Annotated in this window: 24 protein-coding genes and 2 tRNA genes; 9 read left to right on the top strand and 17 right to left on the bottom strand. The window is 56.6% G+C overall.

Annotated elements, in window-relative coordinates; translation table 11 throughout:
• Positions 1 to 113 precede the first annotated feature (113 nt).
• The 6 genes from FY034_RS03535 to FY034_RS03510 all read left to right on the top strand — a co-directional run bounded on the left by FY034_RS03535 (position 114) and on the right by FY034_RS03510 (position 4,612).
• Positions 114 to 794, top strand: a complete 681-nt coding sequence (locus tag FY034_RS03535; protein WP_265553792.1) for a GntR family transcriptional regulator — start codon at positions 114 to 116, stop codon at positions 792 to 794.
• A gap of 9 nt (positions 795 to 803) precedes the next feature.
• Positions 804 to 2,213 carry an L-seryl-tRNA(Sec) selenium transferase gene (gene selA / locus FY034_RS03530; RefSeq protein ID WP_265553790.1) on the top strand — a complete coding sequence of 470 codons (1,410 nt, stop codon included), beginning with the start codon at positions 804 to 806 and terminating at the stop codon, positions 2,211 to 2,213.
• Positions 2,210 to 2,926: a 2-C-methyl-D-erythritol 4-phosphate cytidylyltransferase gene (gene ispD, locus FY034_RS03525; protein WP_265553789.1), complete on the top strand. Its 717-nt coding sequence runs from the start codon at positions 2,210 to 2,212 to the stop codon at positions 2,924 to 2,926. The genes selA and ispD overlap by 4 nt, the downstream gene beginning before the upstream one ends.
• Position 2,927: 1 nt before the next feature.
• Positions 2,928 to 4,004, top strand: coding sequence for a sensor histidine kinase (locus FY034_RS03520; RefSeq protein ID WP_265553787.1), 1,077 nt, complete (start codon positions 2,928 to 2,930; stop codon positions 4,002 to 4,004).
• Positions 4,005 to 4,016: 12 nt separating this feature from the next.
• Complete coding sequence (locus tag FY034_RS03515) at positions 4,017 to 4,508, top strand: thioredoxin fold domain-containing protein (protein WP_265553786.1); 492 nt, start codon at positions 4,017 to 4,019, stop codon at positions 4,506 to 4,508.
• Between the two features lie 28 nt (positions 4,509 to 4,536).
• Positions 4,537 to 4,612: transfer RNA gene (locus FY034_RS03510), tRNA-Ala, on the top strand.
• Positions 4,613 to 4,684: 72 nt separating this feature from the next.
• Here FY034_RS03510 and FY034_RS03505 read toward each other — a convergent pair.
• The 9 genes from FY034_RS03505 to FY034_RS03465 form a co-directional block, all read right to left on the bottom strand.
• The gene (locus FY034_RS03505) at positions 4,685 to 5,530 is read right to left on the bottom strand and encodes an FAD/NAD(P)-binding protein (protein WP_265553785.1); all 846 of its coding nucleotides are present in this window, start codon (positions 5,528 to 5,530) and stop codon (positions 4,685 to 4,687) included.
• Positions 5,531 to 5,538: 8 nt separating this feature from the next.
• Positions 5,539 to 6,546 (bottom strand): 4Fe-4S dicluster domain-containing protein, encoded by a 1,008-nt coding sequence (locus tag FY034_RS03500; protein ID WP_265553784.1) that lies wholly within the window; start codon positions 6,544 to 6,546, stop codon positions 5,539 to 5,541.
• 24 nt (positions 6,547 to 6,570) lie between these two features.
• Positions 6,571 to 7,497, bottom strand: a complete 927-nt coding sequence (locus FY034_RS03495; RefSeq protein WP_265553782.1) for a 4Fe-4S dicluster domain-containing protein — start codon at positions 7,495 to 7,497, stop codon at positions 6,571 to 6,573.
• Complete coding sequence (locus tag FY034_RS03490; RefSeq protein WP_265553779.1) at positions 7,487 to 7,987, bottom strand: hydrogenase iron-sulfur subunit; 501 nt, start codon at positions 7,985 to 7,987, stop codon at positions 7,487 to 7,489. Before FY034_RS03490 ends, FY034_RS03495 begins: the two co-directional genes overlap by 11 nt.
• A gap of 133 nt (positions 7,988 to 8,120) precedes the next feature.
• Positions 8,121 to 10,118 carry a CoB--CoM heterodisulfide reductase iron-sulfur subunit A family protein gene (locus tag FY034_RS03485; RefSeq protein WP_265553778.1) on the bottom strand — a complete coding sequence of 666 codons (1,998 nt, stop codon included), beginning with the start codon at positions 10,116 to 10,118 and terminating at the stop codon, positions 8,121 to 8,123.
• Positions 10,119 to 10,532 carry a response regulator gene (locus tag FY034_RS03480; RefSeq protein WP_265553776.1) on the bottom strand — a complete coding sequence of 138 codons (414 nt, stop codon included), beginning with the start codon at positions 10,530 to 10,532 and terminating at the stop codon, positions 10,119 to 10,121.
• A 10-nt stretch (positions 10,533 to 10,542) separates the two neighbouring features.
• Entirely contained in the window at positions 10,543 to 11,421 is an 879-nt protein-coding gene (locus tag FY034_RS03475; RefSeq protein WP_265553774.1) for a CoB--CoM heterodisulfide reductase iron-sulfur subunit B family protein, read from the bottom strand.
• The gene (locus tag FY034_RS03470; protein ID WP_265553772.1) at positions 11,418 to 12,002 is read right to left on the bottom strand and encodes a 4Fe-4S dicluster domain-containing protein; all 585 of its coding nucleotides are present in this window, start codon (positions 12,000 to 12,002) and stop codon (positions 11,418 to 11,420) included. The genes FY034_RS03475 and FY034_RS03470 overlap by 4 nt, the downstream gene beginning before the upstream one ends.
• 220 nt (positions 12,003 to 12,222) lie before the next feature.
• Positions 12,223 to 13,632 carry a tetrathionate reductase family octaheme c-type cytochrome gene (locus FY034_RS03465; protein ID WP_265553770.1) on the bottom strand — a complete coding sequence of 470 codons (1,410 nt, stop codon included), beginning with the start codon at positions 13,630 to 13,632 and terminating at the stop codon, positions 12,223 to 12,225.
• A 289-nt stretch (positions 13,633 to 13,921) separates the two neighbouring features.
• On the opposite strand from FY034_RS03465, the gene FY034_RS03460 reads away from it, so the two are divergent.
• Together FY034_RS03460 and FY034_RS03455 are read left to right on the top strand one after the other, a co-directional pair.
• Positions 13,922 to 13,997, top strand: a tRNA-Asn gene (locus tag FY034_RS03460).
• A gap of 162 nt (positions 13,998 to 14,159) precedes the next feature.
• Positions 14,160 to 14,657 carry a ferritin-like domain-containing protein gene (locus FY034_RS03455; RefSeq protein WP_265553769.1) on the top strand — a complete coding sequence of 166 codons (498 nt, stop codon included), beginning with the start codon at positions 14,160 to 14,162 and terminating at the stop codon, positions 14,655 to 14,657.
• 82 nt (positions 14,658 to 14,739) lie between these two features.
• Here the strand turns inward: FY034_RS03455 and FY034_RS03450 are convergent, their stop codons facing one another.
• The gene (locus FY034_RS03450; RefSeq protein ID WP_265553767.1) at positions 14,740 to 16,782 is read right to left on the bottom strand and encodes a sodium-translocating pyrophosphatase; all 2,043 of its coding nucleotides are present in this window, start codon (positions 16,780 to 16,782) and stop codon (positions 14,740 to 14,742) included.
• A gap of 195 nt (positions 16,783 to 16,977) precedes the next feature.
• Between FY034_RS03450 and ybgF the strand changes: the two genes are divergently transcribed.
• Positions 16,978 to 17,793, top strand: coding sequence for a tol-pal system protein YbgF (ybgF, locus tag FY034_RS03445; RefSeq protein WP_265553765.1), 816 nt, complete (start codon positions 16,978 to 16,980; stop codon positions 17,791 to 17,793).
• Between the two features lie 80 nt (positions 17,794 to 17,873).
• On the opposite strand, the gene hisB is transcribed toward ybgF, so the two are convergent.
• The 7 genes from hisB to FY034_RS03410 form a co-directional block, all read right to left on the bottom strand.
• Positions 17,874 to 18,461, bottom strand: a complete 588-nt coding sequence (gene hisB, locus FY034_RS03440; RefSeq protein WP_265553764.1) for an imidazoleglycerol-phosphate dehydratase HisB — start codon at positions 18,459 to 18,461, stop codon at positions 17,874 to 17,876.
• Between the two features lie 8 nt (positions 18,462 to 18,469).
• A complete protein-coding gene (locus FY034_RS03435) occupies positions 18,470 to 18,883 on the bottom strand; it encodes a hypothetical protein (RefSeq protein ID WP_012468905.1) in 414 nt (137 codons plus the stop codon).
• A gap of 14 nt (positions 18,884 to 18,897) precedes the next feature.
• Positions 18,898 to 19,950 (bottom strand): histidinol-phosphate transaminase, encoded by a 1,053-nt coding sequence (gene hisC, locus FY034_RS03430; RefSeq protein WP_265553762.1) that lies wholly within the window; start codon positions 19,948 to 19,950, stop codon positions 18,898 to 18,900.
• A complete protein-coding gene (gene hisD, locus FY034_RS03425) occupies positions 19,947 to 21,245 on the bottom strand; it encodes a histidinol dehydrogenase (protein ID WP_265553760.1) in 1,299 nt (432 codons plus the stop codon). Before hisD ends, hisC begins: the two co-directional genes overlap by 4 nt.
• Positions 21,246 to 21,249: 4 nt before the next feature.
• Complete coding sequence (gene hisG / locus FY034_RS03420) at positions 21,250 to 21,900, bottom strand: ATP phosphoribosyltransferase (RefSeq protein ID WP_265553758.1); 651 nt, start codon at positions 21,898 to 21,900, stop codon at positions 21,250 to 21,252.
• The gene (murA, locus tag FY034_RS03415; protein ID WP_265553756.1) at positions 21,897 to 23,156 is read right to left on the bottom strand and encodes a UDP-N-acetylglucosamine 1-carboxyvinyltransferase; all 1,260 of its coding nucleotides are present in this window, start codon (positions 23,154 to 23,156) and stop codon (positions 21,897 to 21,899) included. The genes hisG and murA overlap by 4 nt, the downstream gene beginning before the upstream one ends.
• Positions 23,157 to 23,238: 82 nt before the next feature.
• Positions 23,239 to 24,102: a L,D-transpeptidase gene (locus FY034_RS03410; protein WP_265553754.1), complete on the bottom strand. Its 864-nt coding sequence runs from the start codon at positions 24,100 to 24,102 to the stop codon at positions 23,239 to 23,241.
• Between the last annotated feature and the right edge of the window lie 3 nt (positions 24,103 to 24,105).

The raw sequence follows: 24,105 nt of genomic DNA, 5'->3' as shown, positions 1-24,105 counted from the left end.
CTATATCAAACGGACACATCCGCGGAACTCATTAAAGTAAAATGGATTCAATTGACAAATAGTGCATACTGTATACAATAATCCCATTACCTTATGGAGCAGGCTCGGACATCATGAAAAGATTAAAAGAAAAACACCTGACGTTACGGGAAAAGATTCTGGAGACGATCCGTGATGCCATCATCTCCGGCACCATCACCTCCGGCAGCCGGGTCTCGGAACCGGACCTGGCCGAACGGTTCGGTATCAGCCGCACCCCGATCCGGGAAGCGTTCCGCCAACTTGAGTCAGAGGGCTACCTGACGGTGATACCGCGCAAAGGGGCGGTGGTCAGCGCCTTTACCCAGAAGGATGTGGAAGAGTTTTACGCCATCAAAAGCATCCTGGAGGGGTATGCCGCCAGGCTTGCCTGCACCAAGCTGACCAGCAAAGAGATCGAACGGCTCCAGACCATCAACGAGCGTCTGTCAGAGTTGTGCAAGCATTCTGACATCAAACAGTTTTTCAAGGTCCACAACGACTTTCATGACCTCTTCATCAAGGCGGCCGATAACGACAAACTGCGGGAGATGATCAACCTGCTGGTAACCCGTTTCCAGCGCCTGCGGCTAATGTCACTTGCACAGCCGGGCCGGATGGAGGTATCTGTGCAGGAACATCAAAAGATCATTGCCGCCTTCCTTGAACGCGACTGTGAAACCGCCGAGCTGTTGGTGCGAAAAAATGCCGAATACGGCGGCAAGGTATTGCTGGACGAAACCGCCTGCGAGCCGGGCGAAGCGATGGATCTGTAGGAGGCTGCCATGGGCGGAGCATCACAGCAGGATACCAGACGCAAGCTCCCTAAAATGGACAAGGTACTGTCCTGGCCTGAAGTGGCCTCACTGCGGTCGCTCACCAGCCATGTCGGCCTGAAACAGGCGGTCCGCAACGTGCTTGACCAACTGCGCAGCTCACTTGCCGCTAACCCGGCGACCGAACTGACCCCCATCTCGATCAGTCATCTGGTACGCAATCAGATCCGCATTGCCGAAACCCCCAGTCTGCGGCGGGTGATTAACGGCAGCGGCGTGGTGGTGCATACCAATCTGGGACGTTCGCCACTGGCCCAGGCAGCAGAGGCTGCGCTGCGTGATACGGCCTGGGGCTATAGCAACCTTGAGTTTGACCTGGAGCGGGGAGAACGGGGGGAACGTTACGCCCACGTTGAAAACCTGATCTGCGAACTGACCGGTGCTGAGGCGGCCCTGGTGGTCAACAACAATGCCGCTGCCGTCATGCTGGCCCTCTCAAGCCTGGCAGCAGGCCAGGACGTGATCGTCTCCCGCGGGGAGCTGGTGGAGATCGGCGGCTCCTTCAGAATACCCGACGTGATGCGCCAGAGCAGCGCCGGCCTGATTGAGGTGGGCACCACCAACCGGACCCATCCCCGCGACTATATCGGGGCAATCACAGAGCAGACCGCCTTGCTTTTGAAGGTCCACACCAGCAACTTTGCCGTGGTCGGCTTCACGGCAGAGGTTAACACCGAAACCATGGTACGGATCGGCCAGGAGGTAGGGATACCGACCATGGTGGATGCCGGAAGCGGCTGCCTGATTGACCTTGCCCGCTTTGGCATCTGCGGCGAAGCCACGGTCCAGCAGCACCTTCAGGCCGGAGCCGACATTGTGACCTTCAGCGGCGACAAACTGCTGGGTGGACCGCAGGCTGGCCTGATTGCAGGCCGCCGCGACCTGGTTGAAAAGATGAAACGGCACCAGCTTTTACGGGCTCTGAGGATCGACAAACTGACCCTGGCAGCGCTTGAGGCGACCCTGCGTCTCTACCGCGACGAGCGGGTGGCACTGACCGAAATTCCAACCCTGCGGATGCTGACCATGCCGCCGGATGCGCTCGCCAGCCAGGCTCGCCGGATGCTGCGGCGCCTGCGCGCCCTCCTGCCCCACCAGTTCACCCTGGCCCTGCAGGATGGTTTCTCAAGCCCCGGTGGAGGCTCATACCCGCTCCTGCAGCTCCCCAGTCGCCTGATCGAGGTAACCGTTGACGGACTGCCGCCAAACCGTCTTGAAGAGCTGCTGCGCAACACCACCCCGCCCGTGGTGGGCCGGCTCCAGAAAGACCGTTTTCTGCTGGATGTGCGTACCCTGCACGACAATGAGATCCCCTTACTGGCCGCAGCCCTCTGCCAGGCCCTTGAGTTATCCCTATGAACAAGTCACATGCCTTTGCCCTGATACCTGCCGCCGGAATGGGAAAGCGGATGGGAGCCTCCATGAACAAGCAGTACCTGCAACTGGGGGGCATACCGATTGTTGCCCGCACCCTGCAGGTATTCCAGGACAGCCCGCTCATCAGCGGCATCATACTGGTCATCCCGGAGGATGAGATCCCCTACTGCCGTCGTGAAGTTGTCGAAAAGTACCAGCTTTCAAAGGTACTGCATGTTGTCCCCGGCGGCTCAGAGCGCCAGCATTCGGTACTGAACGGACTGCAGGCATTGCAGGAGCATGCAGCGTCTGACGATATCATCCTGATCCATGACGGTGTCCGCCCGTTTATTGACGAGCCGATCCTGCAACAGTCCATTGATCTGGCCGCTACCGGTGTCGGCGCCCTGGTTGCCGTTCAGACCAAGGACACCATCAAGGTCGTACAGAACGGCGCCGTTATCTCCACCCCGGAGCGTTCCACCCTCTGGCAGGCCCAGACGCCCCAGAGTTTCAGGTTCGAGCAGATACTGGCAGCCCACCACCAGGCACTGCAGGAAGGTTTTCTGGGAACCGACGACTGCTCCCTGCTGGAGCGTTTCAACGGGACGGTCAAAATCGTGAACGGCAGCTATCGCAACATCAAGATCACCACACCGGAAGATCTGGTACTTGCCGAGGCGTTTCTCAGCCAAACAGCCGGAGGTCGGCCATAACATGGGCATCAAACAGCTTCTGATCGTTACCAACAACACCGCCGCCGCCCAACTGGCGTTCCAGCTGCTCGAAGCAGGGCCGTACCAGCTGCATCTGGTCAGCACCTGCGAAGAGGCCCGCAGCGTAATTACCCAACAACGGGTGGATGCCATCCTGCTTGGTTCTCCCCCCTACCAGCATTGTCTTCCCTCCCTGGAGCATCTGCAGGAATCCGGTAGCGACCCGGCGGTAATTGCCCTGCTGGATGCCGATGAGCAGGAACGCTATCTGGACTGTCACAAGCAGGGTGCGCTGGACTGCCTGATGGCCCCGTTCAGCGTTGAGCGGCTGGTAAAAAGTATAGAGCGTTGTCTGGCAATCAAGTCACTGGAACGGGAAAAACGGGATTTCATCTCCATGCTTTCCCATGATCTGAAAAACCCGCTCACCGCAGCGATCGGCTCAATTGACCTGGTCAGGGAAAAGCGGCTCGGCCCGCTTAATCGCGAACAGGGCAGTTACCTGCTTTCAGCCATTGAGAGCTGCAATGAAGTGGTGGCCATGATCGACAACCTGCTGGATATCCATCGTCTTGAGGCCGGCAGGATCGCCTTCCACAAGACGCCGGTCAACCTGTCCGATCTGGCACAGCAGGTGGTTGCCGGGTTCCACGGCATGATCAAACATGCCCAGATCCACCTGCAGACGCAGCTGGAAGATGATCTGCCCCTGCTGGATCTGGACAGGAGCAAATTCTCCCGGGTGATTGCCAACCTGCTTGCCAATGCCGTCAAATTCACCCCCTGCGGCGGCGAGATCAGTGTGCGCTGCTACTGCGGCGTATCGGCCGCCTCTAATGTTGCGGTCATGCTCAGCATCGCGGATACCGGCAACGGCATTGCAACCATCGAGCTGCCGATGATCTTTGACCGTTTTGTCCAGGCCCGTAACCAGACCGGACGTGGCAGCGGTGGCAGCGGGCTCGGCCTGGCGTTCTGCAAAATGGTCGTAGAGGCTCATAACGGCACCATCACTGCTGACAGCCGGGAAGGTGTCGGCAGTGAATTCACCATTACCCTGCCACTGCCTGAACAGTAACGGAGACACACTATGTTTCGACGGATTCTTCCAATCGTTTTTATTCCGGCAATCCTGATGATGTTGTCCGGTATCACCACAGCATCCGAGATTGATCTTTCAAAGGCCCTGGTAATCGGCAACGGCCCCAAGAAGGTCATTGAATTTACCGACCCTGATTGTCCCTTCTGCCGTAAAGCGTCGGCCTATTTCCACAACCGTCATGACATTACCCGCTATATCTTCTTCAACCCGCTGGCCATGCATCCCAACGCCCGTCCCAAGGCCCAGTACATCCTTTCCGGACATGACAAGGCCAGACTGTACCATGAAGTGATGTCCGGCATGGTAGACCGGATGGATGCCAAGAACCTGCCGGTTACCGCACCAGGTGTAAAGTTGCAGGAAGAACAGCAGGCGATTGCCAAAAAGGCCGGCATCGACTCAACACCGACCTTCATGATTCTGGGGAGAATTATCGAAGGGTTTGACCAGACAAAGATCGAGGGACTGCTGGGGAAGTAACATTTCGTCACTACTGCGGATTGTTGCCGGGCCGGTAGCTCAGCTGGGAGAGCACAGCGTTCGCAACGCTGGGGTCGAGGGTTCGATCCCCTTCCGGTCCACCAAACTGAACAGCCCTCATTTCTACCTGAAATAAGGGCTGTTAGTTTATGAAATCTATGGGGGACACAAGAAGCTTAATATTCCAGCGGCATCGCCTTGACCTGCTTGGCGGTAAACACCGGGCCATCCTTACAGACGTAGATATTACCCACATTGCAGCGACCACACTTGCCCAGTCCGCACTTCATCCGGTTTTCCAGGGTGGTGTAGATCTCTTCATCGCCAAAGCCCAGTTTTTCCAGCACCGGCAGGGTAAATTTGATCATGATCGGCGGGCCGCAGACCAGGGCAATGGTATTTTCCGCTGTTGGTGCCAGCTCATCCAGCACGGTCGGCACAAAACCCACCTTGCCATCCCACTCAGGACCATTACCACCGGGATCAACCGTCTTGACCAGCTTTACATCACTGCGCGCTTCCCACTCTTTCAGTTCACGCTTGTAGACCAGGTCGGCCTCAGTCCGGGCGCCATAGACAATGGTGATATCACCAAACTTGTCCCGCCAATCCAGACAGTTCCAGATCAGGGTGCGCAAAGGCGGCAGGGCGATACCGCCGGTGACAAACAGCAGGTTCTTGCCGAAGAACTGCTCAATCGGAAAAGAGTTGCCATAGGGGCCGCGCACCCCCATGGTGTCACCGACCTCAAGCCTGCGCAGCGATTCGGTTACCCGCCCCACGGCCCGGAAACAGCACTCGATATACCCCTTGCGGGTTGGCGACGAGGCGATGCAGAAGGTGGATTCACCGGCACCAAAGGCGGAATACTCGGCAAACTGCCCGGCCCGGAAGTTGAAACCCTCCCGCACCTGTTCATCCTGAAACACCAGACGCAGCGTACGGACATCCGGGGTCTCGTCAATGACCTCTTCCACGGTGGCAAGGTACGGCAGGTAGATATTCTTGTTGTGATCACACATGGACTGCCCTATCCTTTTTCCTGTATCTCTTCCAGCACCCCGGCAATATCGATCCCCACCGGACAGACCCGGATACAGCGCCCGCAACCGGTGCAGAGGGTCTGGCCGAATTTGTCGTCGTAATACTTGAACTTGTGCATGATCCGGTTGCGGTAACGCTTGGGCTGCAGATCACGGGGGTTATGGCCTGAGGCATGGTGGGTGAATTTCCAGAACCCGCAGGCATCCCAGAATTTACGGCGCTTACCACCCTTCTCGCTGCCTTCATCAACAATATCAAAGCAGTGGCAGGCCGGGCAGACAAAGGCGCAGGCGCCGCAGCCCACACAACGGGTGGCAATACTGTCCCAGGCTGCATCTTCAAAATGGTCATCCAGCCAGGCCTTGATCCTCTTCAGGTCAAACGGTTGGGTTGCCGGTGTTGCCAGCGCCTGGGTCTGCGTACCGTCCGGTTCTGCAAAACGATCCCTCCAGGTTTCAAGAAACGCCTCACCCTTCTCACTCTGGCTCTCAACCAGAAAGCCCCCCCCGACCAACGGGGTTAACATCAGGTCTGCTCCCTTTGGATCAGCGGGAGAAAGGCCGACGGCACTGCAGAAACAGGCATCATCCGAGCTGGTACAGGCCAGACCGATGATGGTGGTTCTGGCGCGGCGTTCCAGAAAAAACTGATCCTTGTAATCCCAGGAAAAGACTGCATCCAGCACCGGTACGGCCGCGGCATCACAGGGCCGCACCCCGATCAGTACCGTCTCAGGGAAACGCTCTGCCGTCACATCGGAAAGCGCTACCTGCTGCCCCTCCTTGCGGTACTCCAGCAGATCCTCGCAGACCGGGAAAAAGGCCTCCTTGACCGAACGGCGCGGCAGTTCATCCGTGACCAGGTCCGAGGCGGAGGCCAGCGGCTCATACAGCACCGTACCGCCAGATCTGCGTGGTCCTACCACCCGCTGCCCCTTGAACAGCAGGCTGTCCAGCAGCAGACGGAAATTAGCTTCGGTAATCTGTTTCTGCATAGTCAGTATCTTTCTCACCGGTTGTCAGCGGATGAAGGATTGATCATCATCGTCCTGATAACTGTTCAAAGGCCCCTTGTCCCGCACCTCAAAACCGGCTTCGCTGTTAAACAGCTCCTTCAGCTCCCTTGCCATCTTGCGGTTCAGCAGGTTAAGCGGGATATCCATCGGGCAGACCCGTTCGCACTCGGCACAGCCGGCGCAGCGGCCGGCCAAGTGCATGGCCCGTACCAGATGCCAGGCGGTGTTGCCGGCAGGACGTGGCGTCTGTTCCACCATCTGGGGACGGTTGCGGTCACACAGGCACTGTTCACAAAAACAAAATGGACAGACCTGACGGCAGGCATAGCACTTGATGCATTTGCTGAACTGTTCCTTCCAGTACTCCCAACGTTCTGCCGGTGACATCGCCTCAAGCCTGGCTATTTCATCAGTGTAGCGTTGCTCAAGCCGGGGCTGTTGGGGCAGCTGCACCGACGGCACAAAGTCGCACCCCGGTGGCAGCCGGTCAGTGCATTCACAGCACTTGGATGCAATGCTTGCTGTGGTCAGCAGCGCGGCCGGCTGCAGCACCGATCCCAGCACACCGGTGCAGGGAATACCGATCAGGTAGAGATCCTCCCGTTTAAGCTGTGCTTCTCCCATCAACCCCACCAGTGCCTTGAGGTCACAGCTTTTGACCACGACCCCGATCCGGCCGGACCTGGGCACATCCTTCTTGGCCTTGGTCAGGTAGACCGCAAGGTTATTCACACAGGCAGCAGAGAAGATCAACTTGTCAGCATCATCAACGGAGGTGATCACAATCGGCTGGGTGGAGCCTTTACGACGGCTGGCAGCATAACCGATGACCGCCGTAACCGTGCCATCAGACAGAATACGTCTTGCTTCAGTGCGGACGGCTTCAGCAATTGCAGCATGACAGGAGGTATCTACGGTATCAGATTGCATCGTAAGCCTCTTGCAGTTCCGGTGTATTGAGTGAACCTGACCACTGCTCCTCCAGGGCCAGATCCTTGAACTCCACCATCTCCCCCATGGCCCGTACCCGTTCGGTCAGGTCAGTCACGACCTCAACCCACTTGCCCCCCTCGGCAGCCGAGACCCAGGAAAACTGCAGCCGGTTCAGGTCAACGCCGATAAACTCAAGCAGTTTGCGAAAGGCAGCAAACCTGCGCCGGGCATGGAAGTTGCCGGCAATATAGTGGCAGTCGCCTGGATGACAGCCGGAGACCAGCACGCCGTCAGCCCCCTGTTGGAACGCCTTGAGGATGAAGACCGGATCGATCCGGCCGGTGCAGGGGAATTTCAATACCCGCACGTTGGCCGGGTACTGCATCCTGCTGGTGCCGGCCAGGTCAGCCCCGGCATAGGTACACCAGGTACAGACAAAGGCTATGATCTTGGGTTCAAAGTCGTGTTTTTGTTTTTCTGAATGCACCGTTATTGTTCTCCTGGAACGAGCAGGTTTTCGTCAGATCAAGAAAGGCAAGCGCCGACGCGGAGGCGTACATCAGAGTACGCCGCACAAGGAGGCGCGTAGCCTGACGCCGAGCTGGCGGAAAATTGCTCGTTCATAGTGCCTCAATCATCGCGACAATCTGTTCATCGGTATAGCCGTCCAGCTCCACCGATTTTGATGGGCAGGTGGCCTGGCAGGTACCGCAACCGGCACAGACACCGGGATTGACATAGGCCACGGTCTTGATCAGGTTGCCCTGACGGTCGCGGATCTCTTTCTCCTCCACCGCACCGTAGGCACAGACCTTTTTGCAGGCAAAGCAGCCCACGCAGCCGCTTTCCCTGACCCATGCCACAATCGGCTCCCGCTCCAGCTTATCCTTGGCAAACAGGGTCATCACCTTGGCAGCCGCAGCTGAGGCTTGTGAAACCGTATCCGGAATATCCTTGGGGCCCTGGCAGGCACCGGACAGATAGATACCGGCAGTGGCACACTCCACCGGCTTCAGCTTGGCATGGGCCTCGGAGTAGAAGTGGTATTTGTCGTAGGAGATGCCCAGCTTCTGGGCCAGGGTGTCGGCACCTTTGCGGGGCATGACCGCCGTGGCCAGCACCACCAGATCAGCCTCCACCTCCACCTGCACGCCGACCGCGATATCACTGCCCATCACCACGATCTTGTCCCCCTTCTGATACAGCCGGGAGACCATGCCGCGGATATAGACCGCCTCTTCCTCTTCAATGGCACGGCGCCAGAATTCGTCATAGTTCTTGCCCGGCACCCGGGCATCCATGAAAAAGACATAGGCCTGACCGTCATGTACCTTGTGGTGGTAGAGCATGGTATGCTTGGCCGTGTACATGCAGCAGATCTTGGAACAGTAGGAGATCCCTTTTTCCCGGGCCCTGCTGCCGACGCACTGGATAAAGACCACCTGCTTGGGTTCCTTGCCGTCGGAGGGACGCAGGATCTTGCCGCCGGTGGGGCCGGAGGCCGAGGCCAGCCGCTCAAAGGTCAGGCCGTCAATCACATCCGGGATGGTGCCGTAGCCAAACTCGCCATAGCCCACAATGGCTGAGTCATCCGGCTTCTTGTCAATGGTGTACAGCTCAAAGCCGGTGGCCACCACGATGGCGCCAACCGGTTCGACCACCAGCCGGTCTTCCTGTTCAAAATCAACCGCTCCGGGGCCGCAGACCTTCTGGCAGACCCCGCACTTGCCGCTTTTGAACATGCTGCAGTTATCCCGGTCAATCACCGGCACATTGGGCACGGCCTGGGGAAACGGCACATAGATGGCGGTCCGCATCCCCAGATTACGATCAAAGGAGTTGGGAATCTTCTTCTGGGGGCACTTGGTCATGCAGACCCCGCAACCGGTGCATTTCTGTTCATCCACCGAGCGGGCCTTCTTGCGGATCGTGACCTGAAAGTTGCCGATGTAGCCGTCCACCTGCTCGATCTCGCTGAAGGTATGCATGGTGATGTTGGGGTGGTTGGCCACATCCACCATCTTGGGGGTCATGATGCACTGGGAACAGTCCAGCGTCGGGAAGGTTTCGGAAAGCTGGGCCATATGGCCGCCGATGGAGGGTTCCCGCTCCACCAGTACCACCTGGTGACCGGCATCGGCGATATCCAGGGCAGCCTGTATGCCGGCAATGCCTCCACCAATCACCAGGGCCCGTTTGGTGACGGGAACGGTAATGGTGGGCAGCACCCGGTTCTTCTTGACCCGCTCCACCAGCATACCGACAATCTCGGTTGCCTTCCGGGTTGCCTCATCCCGGTCTTCATGTACCCAGGAACAGTGCTCACGGATATTGGCCATCTCACACAGAAACGGATTCAGGCCCGCCTGTTCCACTGCCTTGCGAAAGGTGCGCTCATGCATGCGGGGTGAGCAGGCCGCCACCACCACATGGGTCAGGCGGTGCTCGTTGATCGCCTTTTTGAGCAGCCCCTGTCCGGGATCAGAACACATGTACTTATAATCGGTGGCAAAGGCCACACCGGGCATCTTGGCCGCCTGGGCCGCCACCTGTTCCACATCAACAGTACGGGAGATGTTTTCGCCACAATGGCAGACAAAGACACCGATTCGAGACATCTAGGTATTCTCCGCAGGGATCAAGTCCAGCTTGCGCAGGGTCTTGACCAGTTTTTCCGGTTGCACCGGCTTAACCAGGTGGGCAGCGGACTGGGCTGCCACATAGGCCTGAATCACATCCTGGGGGGTGCTGAGAGATGACAGCACCACAATGTTCACTCCCTTGTCGATGGTGACGCCATGTTGTTCCTCATGGCGGCGAATCGCCTTGGCGGCTTCAAAGCCATCCATCTCTGGCATGACAATATCCAGCAGGATCAGGTGATACGGTTCGCCAGCCTGCAGCGCTGCAGTGAACCGATCAAGTCCTTCACGCCCGTTTTCGGCCAGGTCACACTGGGCATAGGGCTCCATCTGCAGGGCCAGCAGTTCACGGCTCAGTTCATCATCCTCAACAATCAGGCAACGCAACATAGAATCCACCTTAAAGCAGCTTTTTTTCTCTGAGCAGCCGCTGAGGGCTTACAATCAGGGCGTCCATGCCGAGTCGATCGGCAGGGACTCCCAGGGCAAGCCCCACCAGCTGGGTCAGGTAGAAGATCGGCATATCATAGCTGCGATAGTAGACACCTTCAATCTCCTTTTGCCTGATATCAAGATTACCATGACAGAGGGGGCAGCCAACCATAATGCAGTCAGCACCGGCGGCCTTGGCAGAATCAAGCACCGCATTGGTCAGCTGCAGCACAACCCCGGGGCGGGACAGGGTAAAATTGGCACCGCAGCACTCCATCCTATGAGTCCAGTCAACGGTCTCGGCACCGACCGCCTGCAGCAGCCGCTCCATGATGGTGGGGGCCTCGCAGTCATCAAGCTGGGGCACCTCAGGCGGGCGGGTCAGCAGACAGCCGTAGTAGCAGGCCACCTTGAGTCCGGAAAGCGGTTTTTTGACCGCCTGGCTCAGCCGCTCAGTGCCAAGATCCTGCACCAGTATCTCCAGCAGGTGCTTGACAGATTGTTCCAGCGGCACCTTGGCATCAATGGCCTGCTCAACCTGACGCAATTTCTGTTCATTTTCCTTCAGCACATGCTGGGCAAACTTAAGGCGGGAGAAACAGGCAGCGCAGGCCACGGCCATATCGCCCGGCACCTGCTCTGCCAGTTCAAGATTTTTGGCGCAGAGCGAGAGTGACAGCAACTCATCAACGTTGTGGGCCGGCGTGGCGCCACAGCAGATCCAGTCCGGCACCTCATCAAGCCCGATCCCCAATGCCGCAAAGACCTCACGGGTAGATAGATCATACTCAGAGGCCGAGGCATGCAATGAGCAACCGGGGTAGTATGAATAACGCAGTCCGCTCACAGGGCCTCTCCTTTACGCCGCATCTCTTCAATCCTGCTGAAGATCTTTTCCACTTCGGCCATATTTTTGTTCTTCTGATGGAACACCTTCAGCTTGCCCTTGGTCAGCAGTTTTGGCCCCAGCATCATATCCTTCAGAAACTGGCCTGATTTGACGTTAAAGACCGCCGCCAGCCGCATCTCGTACTGACGGCCATAGGTACGGATATTCTGCAGAAAGAGCTTATTGGCAAGCTGAACATAGCTTTCCTTCGAGGGACCATCCTGATCCCAGGAGAGCTTGCGCAGGGCATCCATGATCGAGGCCAGATGCACCTTGTTGGGACAGCGGGTGGAGCAGGTCTCGCAGGAGGCGCAATACCAGATCGAACGCCCGGCCAGAATCCGCTGCCACTGCCCGAGTTGCAGCAGACGCACCACCCGGTTGGGCGGATGCTCCATAAAGGTCGCCATGGGGCACCCGGCAGAACATTTACCACATTGAAAGCAGCGCCGTACCGAGGTGCCCGAGAGCGCCTCCACCTTACGCACCATATCTATATCCATGGTCTCCTGCGAGAGGAGCATTTTTTTCTTCTTCATAAAACCACCGTTTTAGCCGCGCTAAAAATTCTTTCACCACACAGATTTTAATCGGTTACTTAGACACCTATTAGCCACCAATCACTTCACTTACGCTAAAAATACTTACACTATCTACAGTTATAAAATCAAGTTTTATATGGCCCGCGAAGCCGGCAGCCCAGACGCAAACAGGCCCGCAGATACCTCTGCGGGCCTGTAATGCAGCACCTACCCCCTCTTAACGGTTGGCATGGTTCTTGGGATCACCTTTATAACCAAGCGCCTTCCAGTCCAGACGCCCTTTCTCGCCATGACAGTCAAAACACTTCAGCGACTTGTCCTTTGGTGAGACCATATGGTTTACCGACCAGACCATTGAGGTCTCGACGAAACCATACTTGCCGCTGTAAGGCTGGCCGGCGGCCTTCATACCTGCCTCAATCGCCTTGTTCCAGTCGTACTTGACCCAATAGGCAGACTCGCTGGTGGGCGGGCCAAAGACATTCACAAAGGCAAGCGTATTGTTGATGCTGTCGTAAGGCTGCTTGCCCCTCATAATCTTGAAGGGCATGATCTTGGCATTCGGGTCCTTGCGATCACCACGGGCAGCGGAGATCTTGACCACCTTGGAGGGATCAATCTTCTGACCGGGAACCAGACGGTCGACGGTACCATTAAACCAGAAGTAGGTAGGCACCACATTCTGCTCCCACTTGAAATCACCTTTCATCCTGTCATACAGCTTCTCACCATACTGATCCTTCGGCACATCTTTCACATCCTTACCGGCAGTTGACCAGTCCCACCAGGTCTTGGTCGGCTTGGCCTTGGCAAAGGTCTGGATATGACAGGTCTGGCACGCGACCTTCCTGGCATGTTTGTTATACATGGCGTTCTTGTGAGGTTCGGCCTTGTGACAGTCAGTACAGTTCATGGCACGCGGACCGGCGCCAACGGAAACAGACAGAGCCTCACCCTTCATGGCATGATCCTTACCCTTATGGCAGGACTGACAGGTGAAGTTCAGCTTGCCCATATGCACATCTATGTCAGGGGTTGGCTTGGCCAAGGTACTATCCAGATCACCATGCTTCACCCGGTCTCCACCGCCGCCATAAAAGTGGCAGGCGCCACAGGTGGCACGGGAAGGGGCACCAACCGACTGGGCCACCTTGACCAGATCCACAGCCGGCCAGGGCTTGCCTTTAGGGAACTCTTTCGTTTCACCGGCATACACCGGATGACCTGCACCGGCCGGGAATTTCTTGTAGGTTCCGGTTGTGTCGTGACAGATCAGGCAGTCAACATTTTCTGCCTTACTAAAGTCAAACTTACCATCCTTCCAGCCATAACCGGCATGGCAACTGGTACAGCGCGGATAGTTCGACGGCAGGTTAAGGCAGAAGTTGTTTTGTGAATCCTTCTTACCGACAGCGACCTTTTTGCCGGCAACGATCTGCTCCCTTGACCAGGTCCAATGGCTCGTCCTCATAAAGTCCTTGGCCTGCTTTTCGTGGCACTCGATACATTTTTTAGTCACTTCAGGGCCGTTCTTGAAAGGTCCATTACCAACGTACTCGGCATGGTTTCCGGCGACGGCAGAGGTTGCCAGAGACACCCCCAGCAACAGTACTGCATGTGCAAACATACTCCGTAGCTTCATATGCATTGCTCCCCCTTTGCGTAGTAACCTCATGTCGAGGCCATCAATATACAAATATCCATATAAATAGCTATTTGTATTGATTTTTACAGTGCCGAAGTTGTTATAGCGGCTTTTTGACGCAAGTCAAGAAAAAGGCCTGTCGCCACATAACAGCAGGCCCAAACGACACCCAGACGGTTCACTCCGACACAAAGCTGTTTAAAATGCCAGCAGCAACACTTTTAGCTTGACTCAACCTTCGGCCCTATGTTAGAAGAACGGTCTCATTTGTTCCCCAGTAGCTCAGTCGGTAGAGCGGGTGACTGTTAATCACCATGTCCGTGGTTCGAGTCCGCGCTGGGGAGCCATAAACACACAAAGGGGGTTAGCCAACAGGCTGACCCCCTTTTTTATTACGGTTTCCCTCTGTAGCCAACTGATTAAAAAATTCACCTACAGCACTTGCAGTATTCCAATTTGCAGGTATAACCCATCTCATCAGACCATCACATTCTAGGGAGGGAACCATCATGGGAAAGGAATACTCAGTTCAAGAGGCCCTGAAACTTGCTATTAAGGCAGAAAAAGACAGCATGGATTTTTATGCCCGGGCAGCCTCGGTGGCCAAAAATGAACGGGCAAAGAAAGTTTTGGAAATGCTGGCAGCAGAAGAGGCAACCCATGTGAAGCACTTCTTTGATCACTACAAGGGGACTGAATTTGGCGATCTGCAAAGCTTTATGGCAACCCCGGTTGACGCAAAGAACCCCACCTACATGAAGCTTGAAAAAGCGATCAGCGAAGATATGGGTGAGCAGAAAGCCCTGGAGCTGGCCCTTATTGAAGAAAAGGAATGCATCGGTCAGTACACCCAGCTTGCTGCCGGAGTGGTTGATCCAATGGTCAAGGCAATCTTCGAGCGGGTGGTCAAGGAGACAGAAGGACATTTCGCCCTGATAGAGGCGGAGTATGCCCACATCATGGGAATGGTAAATGATAGCGATGTTGATACCTACGTAAGAGAATAGGTCTCCAAGAGGCAGTACAACTAAAAAGCGGCATGGGAGCTGTGCCCCATGCCGCTTTTTACGTCTCAACCGGCTGCAGCCGTTACATCAGCTTTGCAAGCAACGGCACAATCATCAGGGAAACAATATTGATGATCTTGATCATCGGGTTAACCGCAGGGCCGGCAGTATCCTTATAGGGGTCGCCAACGGTATCGCCGGTAACAGCGGCTTTATGGGCATCGCCCCCTTTACCGCCAAAGTAGCCGTCTTCAATATACTTCTTGGCGTTGTCCCAGGCACCGCCACCGGTGGTCATGGAGATGGCCACAAAGATACCGGTCACGATCGTGCCGACGATCACACCGCCCAGGGCCTTGGGCCCCAGGGTAAAGCCGATGATGATCGGGGCGGCAATCGGAATGATACCCGGAATGATCATCTCCTTCAAAGCCGTCTTGGTGACGATATCTACGCATGATGCATAGTCCGGCTTACCGGTACCTTCCATAATGCCGGGGATCTCACGGAACTGACGACGCACTTCCTCAACAACCGATCCGCCTGCCTTGCCAACCGCCTCCATACACTGGGCGGCAAAATAGTAGGGCAGCATGCCCCCCAGGAACAGACCGACGATGATGTACGGGTCTGACAGACTAAAGTCGATTGCCTTGCCGGCAGCCTTCAGCTCATCCACATAGGAGGTGAACAGAATCACGGCGGCCAGACCGGCAGAACCGATGGCATAGCCCTTGGTAACCGCCTTGGTGGTGTTACCGACAGCATCCAGCGGATCGGTTACCGCACGAACCGAATCATCCAGCTCGGCCATTTCAGCAATACCGCCGGCGTTATCGGTGATCGGACCATAGGCATCCATGGCAACCACGATACCGGTCAGAGACAGCATGGAAACGGCAGCAATGGCAATGCCGTACACACCGGCACATTTGTAGGCAACAATGATACCGGCGGCGATGACAATCACCGGAGCAGCTGTGGACTTCATGGAGACGCCAAGACCGGCAATGATGTTGGTGGCATGGCCGGTGGTGGAAGCCTGGGCAATATGCTTGACCGGGCCGTATTCAGTGGCGGTGTAGTACTCGGTAATCCAGAAGATGGCACCGGTTACCACCAGGCCCACGATAGCGGAAATAAAGATGTTTGTGGCCGAGTAACCGGTGGGGTTACCCGCCGGAAACATCTGGACCGTAACAAAGTAAAAGGCGAGGCAGGCCAGCAAGCCCGAAGCGATCAGGCCTTTATACAGGGCAGGCATGATCTTCTGGCTGGCACCCAGTTTGACAAAGAAGGTACCGATGATGGACGCAATGATGGAGATACCACCCAGAATCAGGGGGTAGCTGACAGCGCCGGCAAAGTTGTTGAAAGCGATGGCCCCCAGCAGCATGGCAGCAATCAGGGTCACCGCATAGGTTTCAAACAGGTCGGCAGCCATACCGGCGCAGTCACCGACGTTGTCGCCAACGTTATCCGCGATAACTGCCGGGTTGCGGGGATCGTCCTCAGGAATACCGGCCTCAACCTTACCCACCAGGTCAGCGCCGACGTCAGCACCCTTGGTGAAGATACCACCACCCAGACGGGCAAAAATAGAGATCAGCGAACCACCAAAGCCCAGACCAACCAGCTGACTGACCACATCCTTGACCGGTGCCTCAGGCATCAGCTTGAGCAGGATGAAGTAGTAGCCGGCAACGCCCAGCAGGCCCAGGCCAACCACCAGCATACCGGTGATGGCGCCGCCCTTGAAGGCAACGTTCAGGGCCTTGTGGATACCTGATTTGGCAGCCTCAGTGGTGCGGATGTTGGCCCGAACCGAGACAAACATGCCGATGAAACCGGTCAGACCGGAGAAAATGGCACCAACAGCAAAACCGACTGCGGTTTTCCAGCCCAGAGTTGCAAAGAGGGCGACGAACATAATCACACCAACAACGGCAATAATGGTGTACTGACGCTTCATGTAGGCGCTGGCGCCTTCCTGAATCGCTGCTGCGATCTGCTTCATCCGCTCATTGCCCTGGGGCAGCCCCAGGATCCACTGTGCCGAAACCAGACCGTAGATAACGGCTGCCACGGCGCAGGCCAGGGCGAAGTAAACTGCATACTGTTCCATACCAAACCTCCTGAATGTAATAAACGCACGAACGACGTTAACCTGCCAAAACTCAAACGAAAAATAGTTAAAAGAATCCACCCTGTTTGTCAATTGAAAAGTACACGGCAGGCCAACGGTATGCTTGTCAACACAAGAGGCCGCATGGTATAAAGTTCAATCACGCAATGTTAGTTCATCCACAGGGGGCACCTAATGAAACGAGTCTGGATTCTATCCGGCTGTCTGATGCTGGCGTTGACAGGGGGCTGTGCCTCAACAGGTTCTGTTGAAGCGGTGCGCCGTGATGTCGATGAAACCAAGAATCGCATTTATACCATTGAAAAAGATCTGGGTACGGCGAGGGAGGGAGAAAAGACCTTCAAGTCTGACTTTGCAGCACTACGCAAGGGGGATGCCGACCTTCAGGCAAACCTTGACAGCCTTAAGACAGACCTCCAGCTGATGGCCGGCAAACTTGACGACCAGGGGCTGGCCATCAAAAAGCCTGTCGAAGAACTGGCCCGCTACCGTGAAGACTCAGACCGCCGGATCGTGGCGCTTGAAGACCGGATCGTCAAGTTGCAGGTCGCAGTGGATGAGTTGAACAAACGGATGAAAGAGTTTGCTCAAAACAGCTCCGCCCCCGGCAAAGAGGCAACACCCGATGCCCTGTACCTGAAAGGACTTGAGTCCTTTAAGGCTGGTGACATGCCCAGCGCCCGCACCCAGCTGACCAGCTTTATCGAAAAAAACCCCAGCCATGACCTGGTACCCAATGCCCGCTACTGGATCGGGGAGACCTATTATGGTGAAAAGAACTACGAACAGGCCATCCTTGAGTTCCAGGAAGTGGTCAAGCAATACCCCAAAAAGGAAAAGGCACCGGCTGCCATGCTGAAGCAGGCCCTGTCGTTTAAGGCGCTCAAAGACCTGAAGAGCACCCAGTACCTGTTAAAGCGGCTGATCGGCGATTATCCCAAGAGTGATGAGGCCAAAAAGGCCAAGGTACTGCTGAAGGAAGTAAAGTAGAGTCTAAAGCTATTGATACACAAAGAGGGGCAGACCTGAACAGGCTGCCCCTCTTTGTGTCTAACGAATCCCGCTAAAGACTACAGAACGCCCTTGGTGGACATCACCCCGTGCAGACGCGAATCCTGACGGGTGGCGCTGTCCAGAGACCTGCCAAAACCTTTGAAGCAGGCCTCGATAATATGGTGGACATTTTCTCCATACAGCAGGTTCAGGTGCAGGTTACAGCCGCAGTTATTGGCAAAGGCCTGAAAAAACTCACGGGCCAGTTCTGCATCAAACTCCCCCACCTTGACCTTGGGCAGATCCACATTATAGACCAGATAGGGACGCCCGGACAGATCCACCGTCACATCAGCCAGCGTCTCATCCATCGGGATCCGGGCTGTGCCGTAACGGACAATGCCCTTTTTATCCCCCAGGGCCTGGCGGAACGCCTCCCCCAGAACAATCCCGATATCTTCAACCGTGTGGTGGAAGTCGATATCGATATCCCCCTGGGCCTCGACAGTCAGGTCAAACAGACCATGACGGGCAAACAGGTGCAGCATATGATCAAGAAACGGAACCGTGGTCCGGATCGCTGACAGGCCGGTACCGTCAATTGCCAACTTAAGATGAATCCTTGTTTCCGAGGTGCTGCGATCAATCTCTGCCGTTCGTTTCATACTGTTCCTCACTTACTGCCATTGACCCCTGCCAGATCAAACTTGTTCAGGGGGTGTCCTGTCACCAGCTTCGCCTTTTTCTCTTTACTGTCCCAAACCGAAAGGTAGCCCTTCCAGCCTTTTTCAGTCAAAAGTTCTTTGATATTATTGAGCACCTCTGGAGGCGGCTCTGAGTGGAAGGCATTGTAGCCGGTGTAGCCGCCCGGCGGAATCAGACGGTAGGCCCCGAATCCCTGGGCCTCATTTCTCTTCATCAGCACGGACTCACCACTCTCGTCCCAGCGGTGCTCTTCGTAGACGGTCCAGCCACAGATGGGGCACATAATCCGGCGGGAGCTGAAGCGTCCCCAGGCCTCGGTATCAATCCGTGAGTAGTTGAAATGACATTGACCACAACGGGTGTGCATCTCAGAAAGCTGCATGCTACTCCTCCTTGCTAACCGATCTCCCTGAGGGCGCTCAGGGTCTGCTCCATCTCTGCACGGGTACCGATTGAAATCCTTAACCCGTGGCAAAGCAACGGGTCACTGAAATGACGCACCAGAATTTTACGGGCATACAGCCCGTCATAAATGCGCTGGCCATTCCGGTCCGGTGGTGAGGCAAAAACAAAATTACCGGCAGCTTCTAATACCGCATATCCCAAAGATTGCAACTCTGCCACAAAAAACTTCCGGGTTGCCACCACCTGCTCACAGCGCCTCCTGAAGTACTCCTGATCCTGCAACGCCGCAACACAGGCGGCCTGGGCCAGGCGATCCAGGTTGTAGTGGTCACGAATCTTGTCCAGGGCAGCAATAATCTCAGGCCGGGCGATGGCCAGACCAAGCCGCATGCCGGCCAGGGCATAGCTCTTGGAAAGGGTGCGGGTAATCACCACATTGGGATAGCGCCTGACCAGATCCAGCGCATTCCAGTCGTTGAAGTCGGCATAGGCCTCATCCACCACCAGCAGACCATCGCACCGGTTTGCCAGTTCTTCCACATACGCAAGCGGAAAGGCAAATCCCAGCGGCGAGTTGGGGGTGGTCAGAAAAAACAGCCTGCCGCTGTAGCGCTCAGGAAAATCAGCAATCCTGAAGTCATCGGTCAGTCCAAAGGTACGCACCTTCGCCCCCTGGATCTCAGCCAGGGTAGCGTAATAGGAGTAGGAAGGATGCACATAGGCGATCTCCTCCCCTTCACCGGCACAGGCCCTGATCAGGTTGTTCAGCACCTCATCCGAACCGTTGGCCATGATGATCCAGGAGGGGTCAAAACCGTACAGCTGACCAGCGACCTGACGCAGCTTCTCGCTGGAGGCACTGGGGTAGGTCCGCAGCAAGGCGGCATCATCGCCCAGCTCAGCCAGAATCGCCTCTTTTACCTTGAGCGACGGCGGGTACGGATTTTCATTGGTGTTCAACTTGATCCAGGAGGCGATGTCCGGTGGCTGAAAGCCGGGCACATAGCCGGCCATATTGGCAATGGCGGGGCGTAGTGGGTTCATTTGCCATCCTCCAACCGCAGGCTGACCGAGCGGGCATGGGCCTCAAGCCCTTCCAGACCGGCGATCTGCACGATCCGACTGCCCAGCCGCTTCAGCCCCTGCTCGGAAAAGCTGATAATGGAGGATTTCTTGACAAAGTCATCCACCGACAGCGGTGAGAAGAAGCGGGCGGTGCCGCCGGTGGGCAGGGTATGGTTGGGACCGGCCAGATAATCACCGGCTGCCTCAGGGGTCCAGTGCCCCATGAAGATCGCCCCGGCATTGTCGATCAAGGGCAGCAGGCCGAACGGGTCGGCCACAGCCAGCTCCAGGTGCTCAGGTGCGATCCGGTTAGAGAATGCTGCAGCCTCTTCAAGCGAACCTGCCACGATCACGGCACCGAACTTATCCCATGAAGCCCGTGCAATCGATTCGCGGGAGAGCAGGCTCAGCTGGCGCTCCACCTCGGCAGCAACCTTTTCACCAAAACCGCGCTCGGTGGTGATCAGGATCGAGGAGGCCAGTTCGTCATGTTCGGCCTGTGACAGCAGATCTGCCGCAATATGGGCCGGATTGCCGGTGCCGTCATTGATCACCAGGATCTCGCTGGGACCGGCAATCATGTCGATCCCCACCTGACCAAAGACCAGCTGCTTGGCGGTGGCGACGTAGATGTTGCCCGGCCCGGTGATCTTATCCACCTTGGGGATACTGGCGGTGCCGTAGGCCAGGGCAGCCACGGCCTGCGCCCCGCCCACCCTGAAGATCCGGTCCACACCGGCAAGTTTTGCTGCGGCCAGCACCGCCGGGTTGATCTCATTACCCGGCGTGGGGCAGACCATGATGATCTCCCGCACACCGGCCACCTTGGCCGGCACGGCATTCATGATCACACTGCTGGGATAGCTGGCCTTGCCGCCAGGCACATAGATGCCGACCCGGTTCAGCGGGGTTACCTTTTGACCCAGCAGGATATCGCTCTCTTCGGTTGACAGCCAGGTCTGCTGCTTCTGTTTTTCATGGAAACGGGCCACCCGTTCAACCGCCAGTTGCAGGGCTGCCAGGTCGTCAGCAGGCACGGCAGCAACCGCAGCCTCAATCTCGTGAGCGGTTATCTCCAGCCCGTTGGCATCGGCCAGTCCCAACCGGTCAAAACGGTTGGTATACTCCAGCAGGGCATCATCACCGCTGCTGCGGATATCCTTGATAATCCCCCGCACCACCTCGGTCACCTGCTGCGAGGTCTCCTCGCCACGGGTCAGGATGGCAGCAAAACGGGTATCAAAATCAGTGTCATTGATATCAAGAAACAACACGTTCTTACTCCTTGTTGGCAAGTACCTGCTCAAGACCGTCAATGATCCCGCGAATCCGCTGATGCTTGGTCTTGAGCGAGGCCCGGTTCACCACCAGCCGGGTGGTGATCTCTGCAATGGTCTCAACCTCCACCAGGCCGTTCTGACGCAGGGTCTCGCCGGTGGAGACCAGATCCACAATCCGCTCCGAAAGCCCCACCAGCGGCCCTAACTCAATGGAACCGTACAGTTTGATGATCTCGGCCTGTACCCCTTTGGAGGCAAAGTACTTCTCTGCCACATGGGGATATTTGGTGGCTACACGGATATGGGACCAACGGCCGGGATCATCGCTTTTAGCCAGATTAGCCGGCTCTGCCACCATCATCCGGCAGTAACCGAACTTGAGATCCAGCGGTTCGTAGAGATCCTTGTCCTGCTCCAGCAGGGTATCCTTGCCCACAATTCCCAGGTCGGCACAGCCATACTCCACATAGGTCGGCACATCAGTGGCTCGCACGATCAGGGCCCGCAGGTTCTGCTCAGGATACTCGAAGATCAGCTTGCGGGAGTCCTCCAGCATGCTCTCCAGATGGATGCCGATCTTGCCAAACAGTTCAATCGACTCGGTCAGGATACGTCCCTTGGGGATGGCAATGGTCAGTTGATTGTTCATGGTTCGGACACCCGCTGGATATCAGCTCCCAAACCGGCCAGCTTGGTTTCGATCCGCTCGTAACCACGATCCAGATGATAAATCCGCTGGATTTCAGTGGTCCCTTCAGCTGCCAGGCCGGCCAGCACCAGGCAGGCCGAGGCCCGCAGGTCAGTTGCCATGACCGGCGCACCGGACAGTTTCTTGACCCCTTTGACCGTGGCTGAATTACCCTCCACCGTGATATCAGCACCAAATCGGAGTAGCTCCGAGACGTGCATAAAGCGGTTCTCAAAGATGTTTTCGGAGATCACGCTGGCCCCCTCGGCAACGCACATCAACGCCATGAACTGGGCCTGCATGTCAGTGGCAAAGCCGGGATAGGGACGGGTCTTGATGTTGACCGCCTGGGGCCGCTTGGGCCCTTTAACCCGCACCAGACCGCCGCGGTTGCTGATCTCAACACCGGCATCCATCAGCTTGAAGGTCAGGGCATCCAGATGCTCCAGCTTCATGCCGTTGATCTTGACATCACCGCCGGTAATGGCAGCAGCACACATGAAGGTACCGGCCTCAATCCGGTCCGGCATCACCTCGTAGGCTGCCGGGGTCAATTCAGAGACCCCCTGGATGCGGATCGTATCAGTACCGGCCCCCTCAACCTTGGCCCCCATCCGGTTCAGATAATCAGCCAGATCAGCGATCTCGGGCTCACGGGCAGCATTTTCCAGTATGCTCTCGCCTTTGGCAATCGCGGCAGCCATCATCAGATGTTCGGTGCCACCCACGGTGGAGACATCAAAGTTGATCCGGGCCCCCTTCAGCCCCCTTTTGGCAATCGCCTCAACATAGCCGTGTTCAAGCCTGATCTCGGCCCCCAGTGCCTTCAACCCCTTCAAGTGCTGATCAATCGGCCGGGCGCCGATGGCGCAGCCGCCGGGCAACGAGACCCGTGAGCGCCCAAAACGGGCCAACAGCGGCCCCAGCACCAGCACCGAGGCACGCATGGTCTTGACCAGATCATAGGTAGCCTCAACGGTATTAATACTGCCGGCATCAATCCGCATGGTGTTCTCATGGCGCTCGATGACAGCCCCCAGAGATTCCAGCAGTTTTGCCGTGGTGGTGATGTCGCGCAGGCGGGGCACATTGGTGATGGTGCTGGCCCCGGGAGCCAGGGCCGCAGCGATACAGATCGGCAGGGAGGCGTTTTTGGAGCCGCTGACCGTTACTTCGCCCTTCAGCTTCCTGCCGCCGTTAATAATCAGTTTATCCACAGATAGATGCCTCGAATTGAAATAAAATAACGGGTCATACTAGCTCAGAGCAATCATAAGGAAAAGAGAAAACACTGTCTCCCTAGCGGTATACCGGCAGGGCACCTCGAACCTCCAGAACCGGACCGTTCTCCACCTCTTCAAAATCACCATAATCATCGCCGTATTCACTGTCAGGCACCGCCCATTCATACAGTTTGCGCGAATCCATCAGAACAGGCTTTTCCGGCATACCAAAAGTACGTTCCTGCATCTCTTCATCATACAGGCCAATACAGCCGTGGGAGGCCGGCCGGCCCGGCAGGTCGCGGGCATGGATCCAATAGCCGATATTCTTCTCGTCAATGTGAAAACGCAGGGCATAATCCATCGGATACTGCCCTCCTTCTTCACCGTCGATCTTGTACAGTGAAGAGGTGTGGGTCTGATGGCGGGCGCTGATCCTGAAAGTGCCGACTGGGGTTTCGGTGCCGGCCTTACCGGTGGCTGCAGGCATGGAGAACTTCAGCACACCGCGCTCATAGGCACCAATCCACTGTTCCGTCAGATCCAGCAGGATATATTTACGATGGGGCTTTGCAGCGGGCAGTTCTTTCGGCAGGGGCACATACCCCCTGATATCCTCCATCCGCTCCGGTTCCTTGATGGTCATGCCGGGGTAGACATGCCGCCGGTCAACCCGGTTGAAACGGGCCACCCAGACCCAATCATTGCCGTAGAGCGATTCCAGTGTTTCATTCGGAAGTACAAAGTGGGGATGCCAGCGCATCCCTTTCTGGCTGGGGTATTCAATCCGGGAAAGATCCTCCTGCGCCTTGTCCGTTGGAGAGGCCGCCGGAGGGTCAACCGCATCTATCTCCCAAGTGAGCCAGCTGCCGGTCAGCAGGATGGTAAAAAAAGCCACCAGCACCAGCCGGTGGCTTACACGCATATTACTTACTCGCATCGC

Source organism: Trichlorobacter lovleyi (assembly GCF_015239775.1).
GTDB lineage: Bacteria > Desulfobacterota > Desulfuromonadia > Geobacterales > Pseudopelobacteraceae > Trichlorobacter > Trichlorobacter lovleyi_B.
The sequence above is the reverse complement of the archived record's forward strand: the minus strand, read 5'-3'. Positions and strand labels throughout refer to the sequence as shown.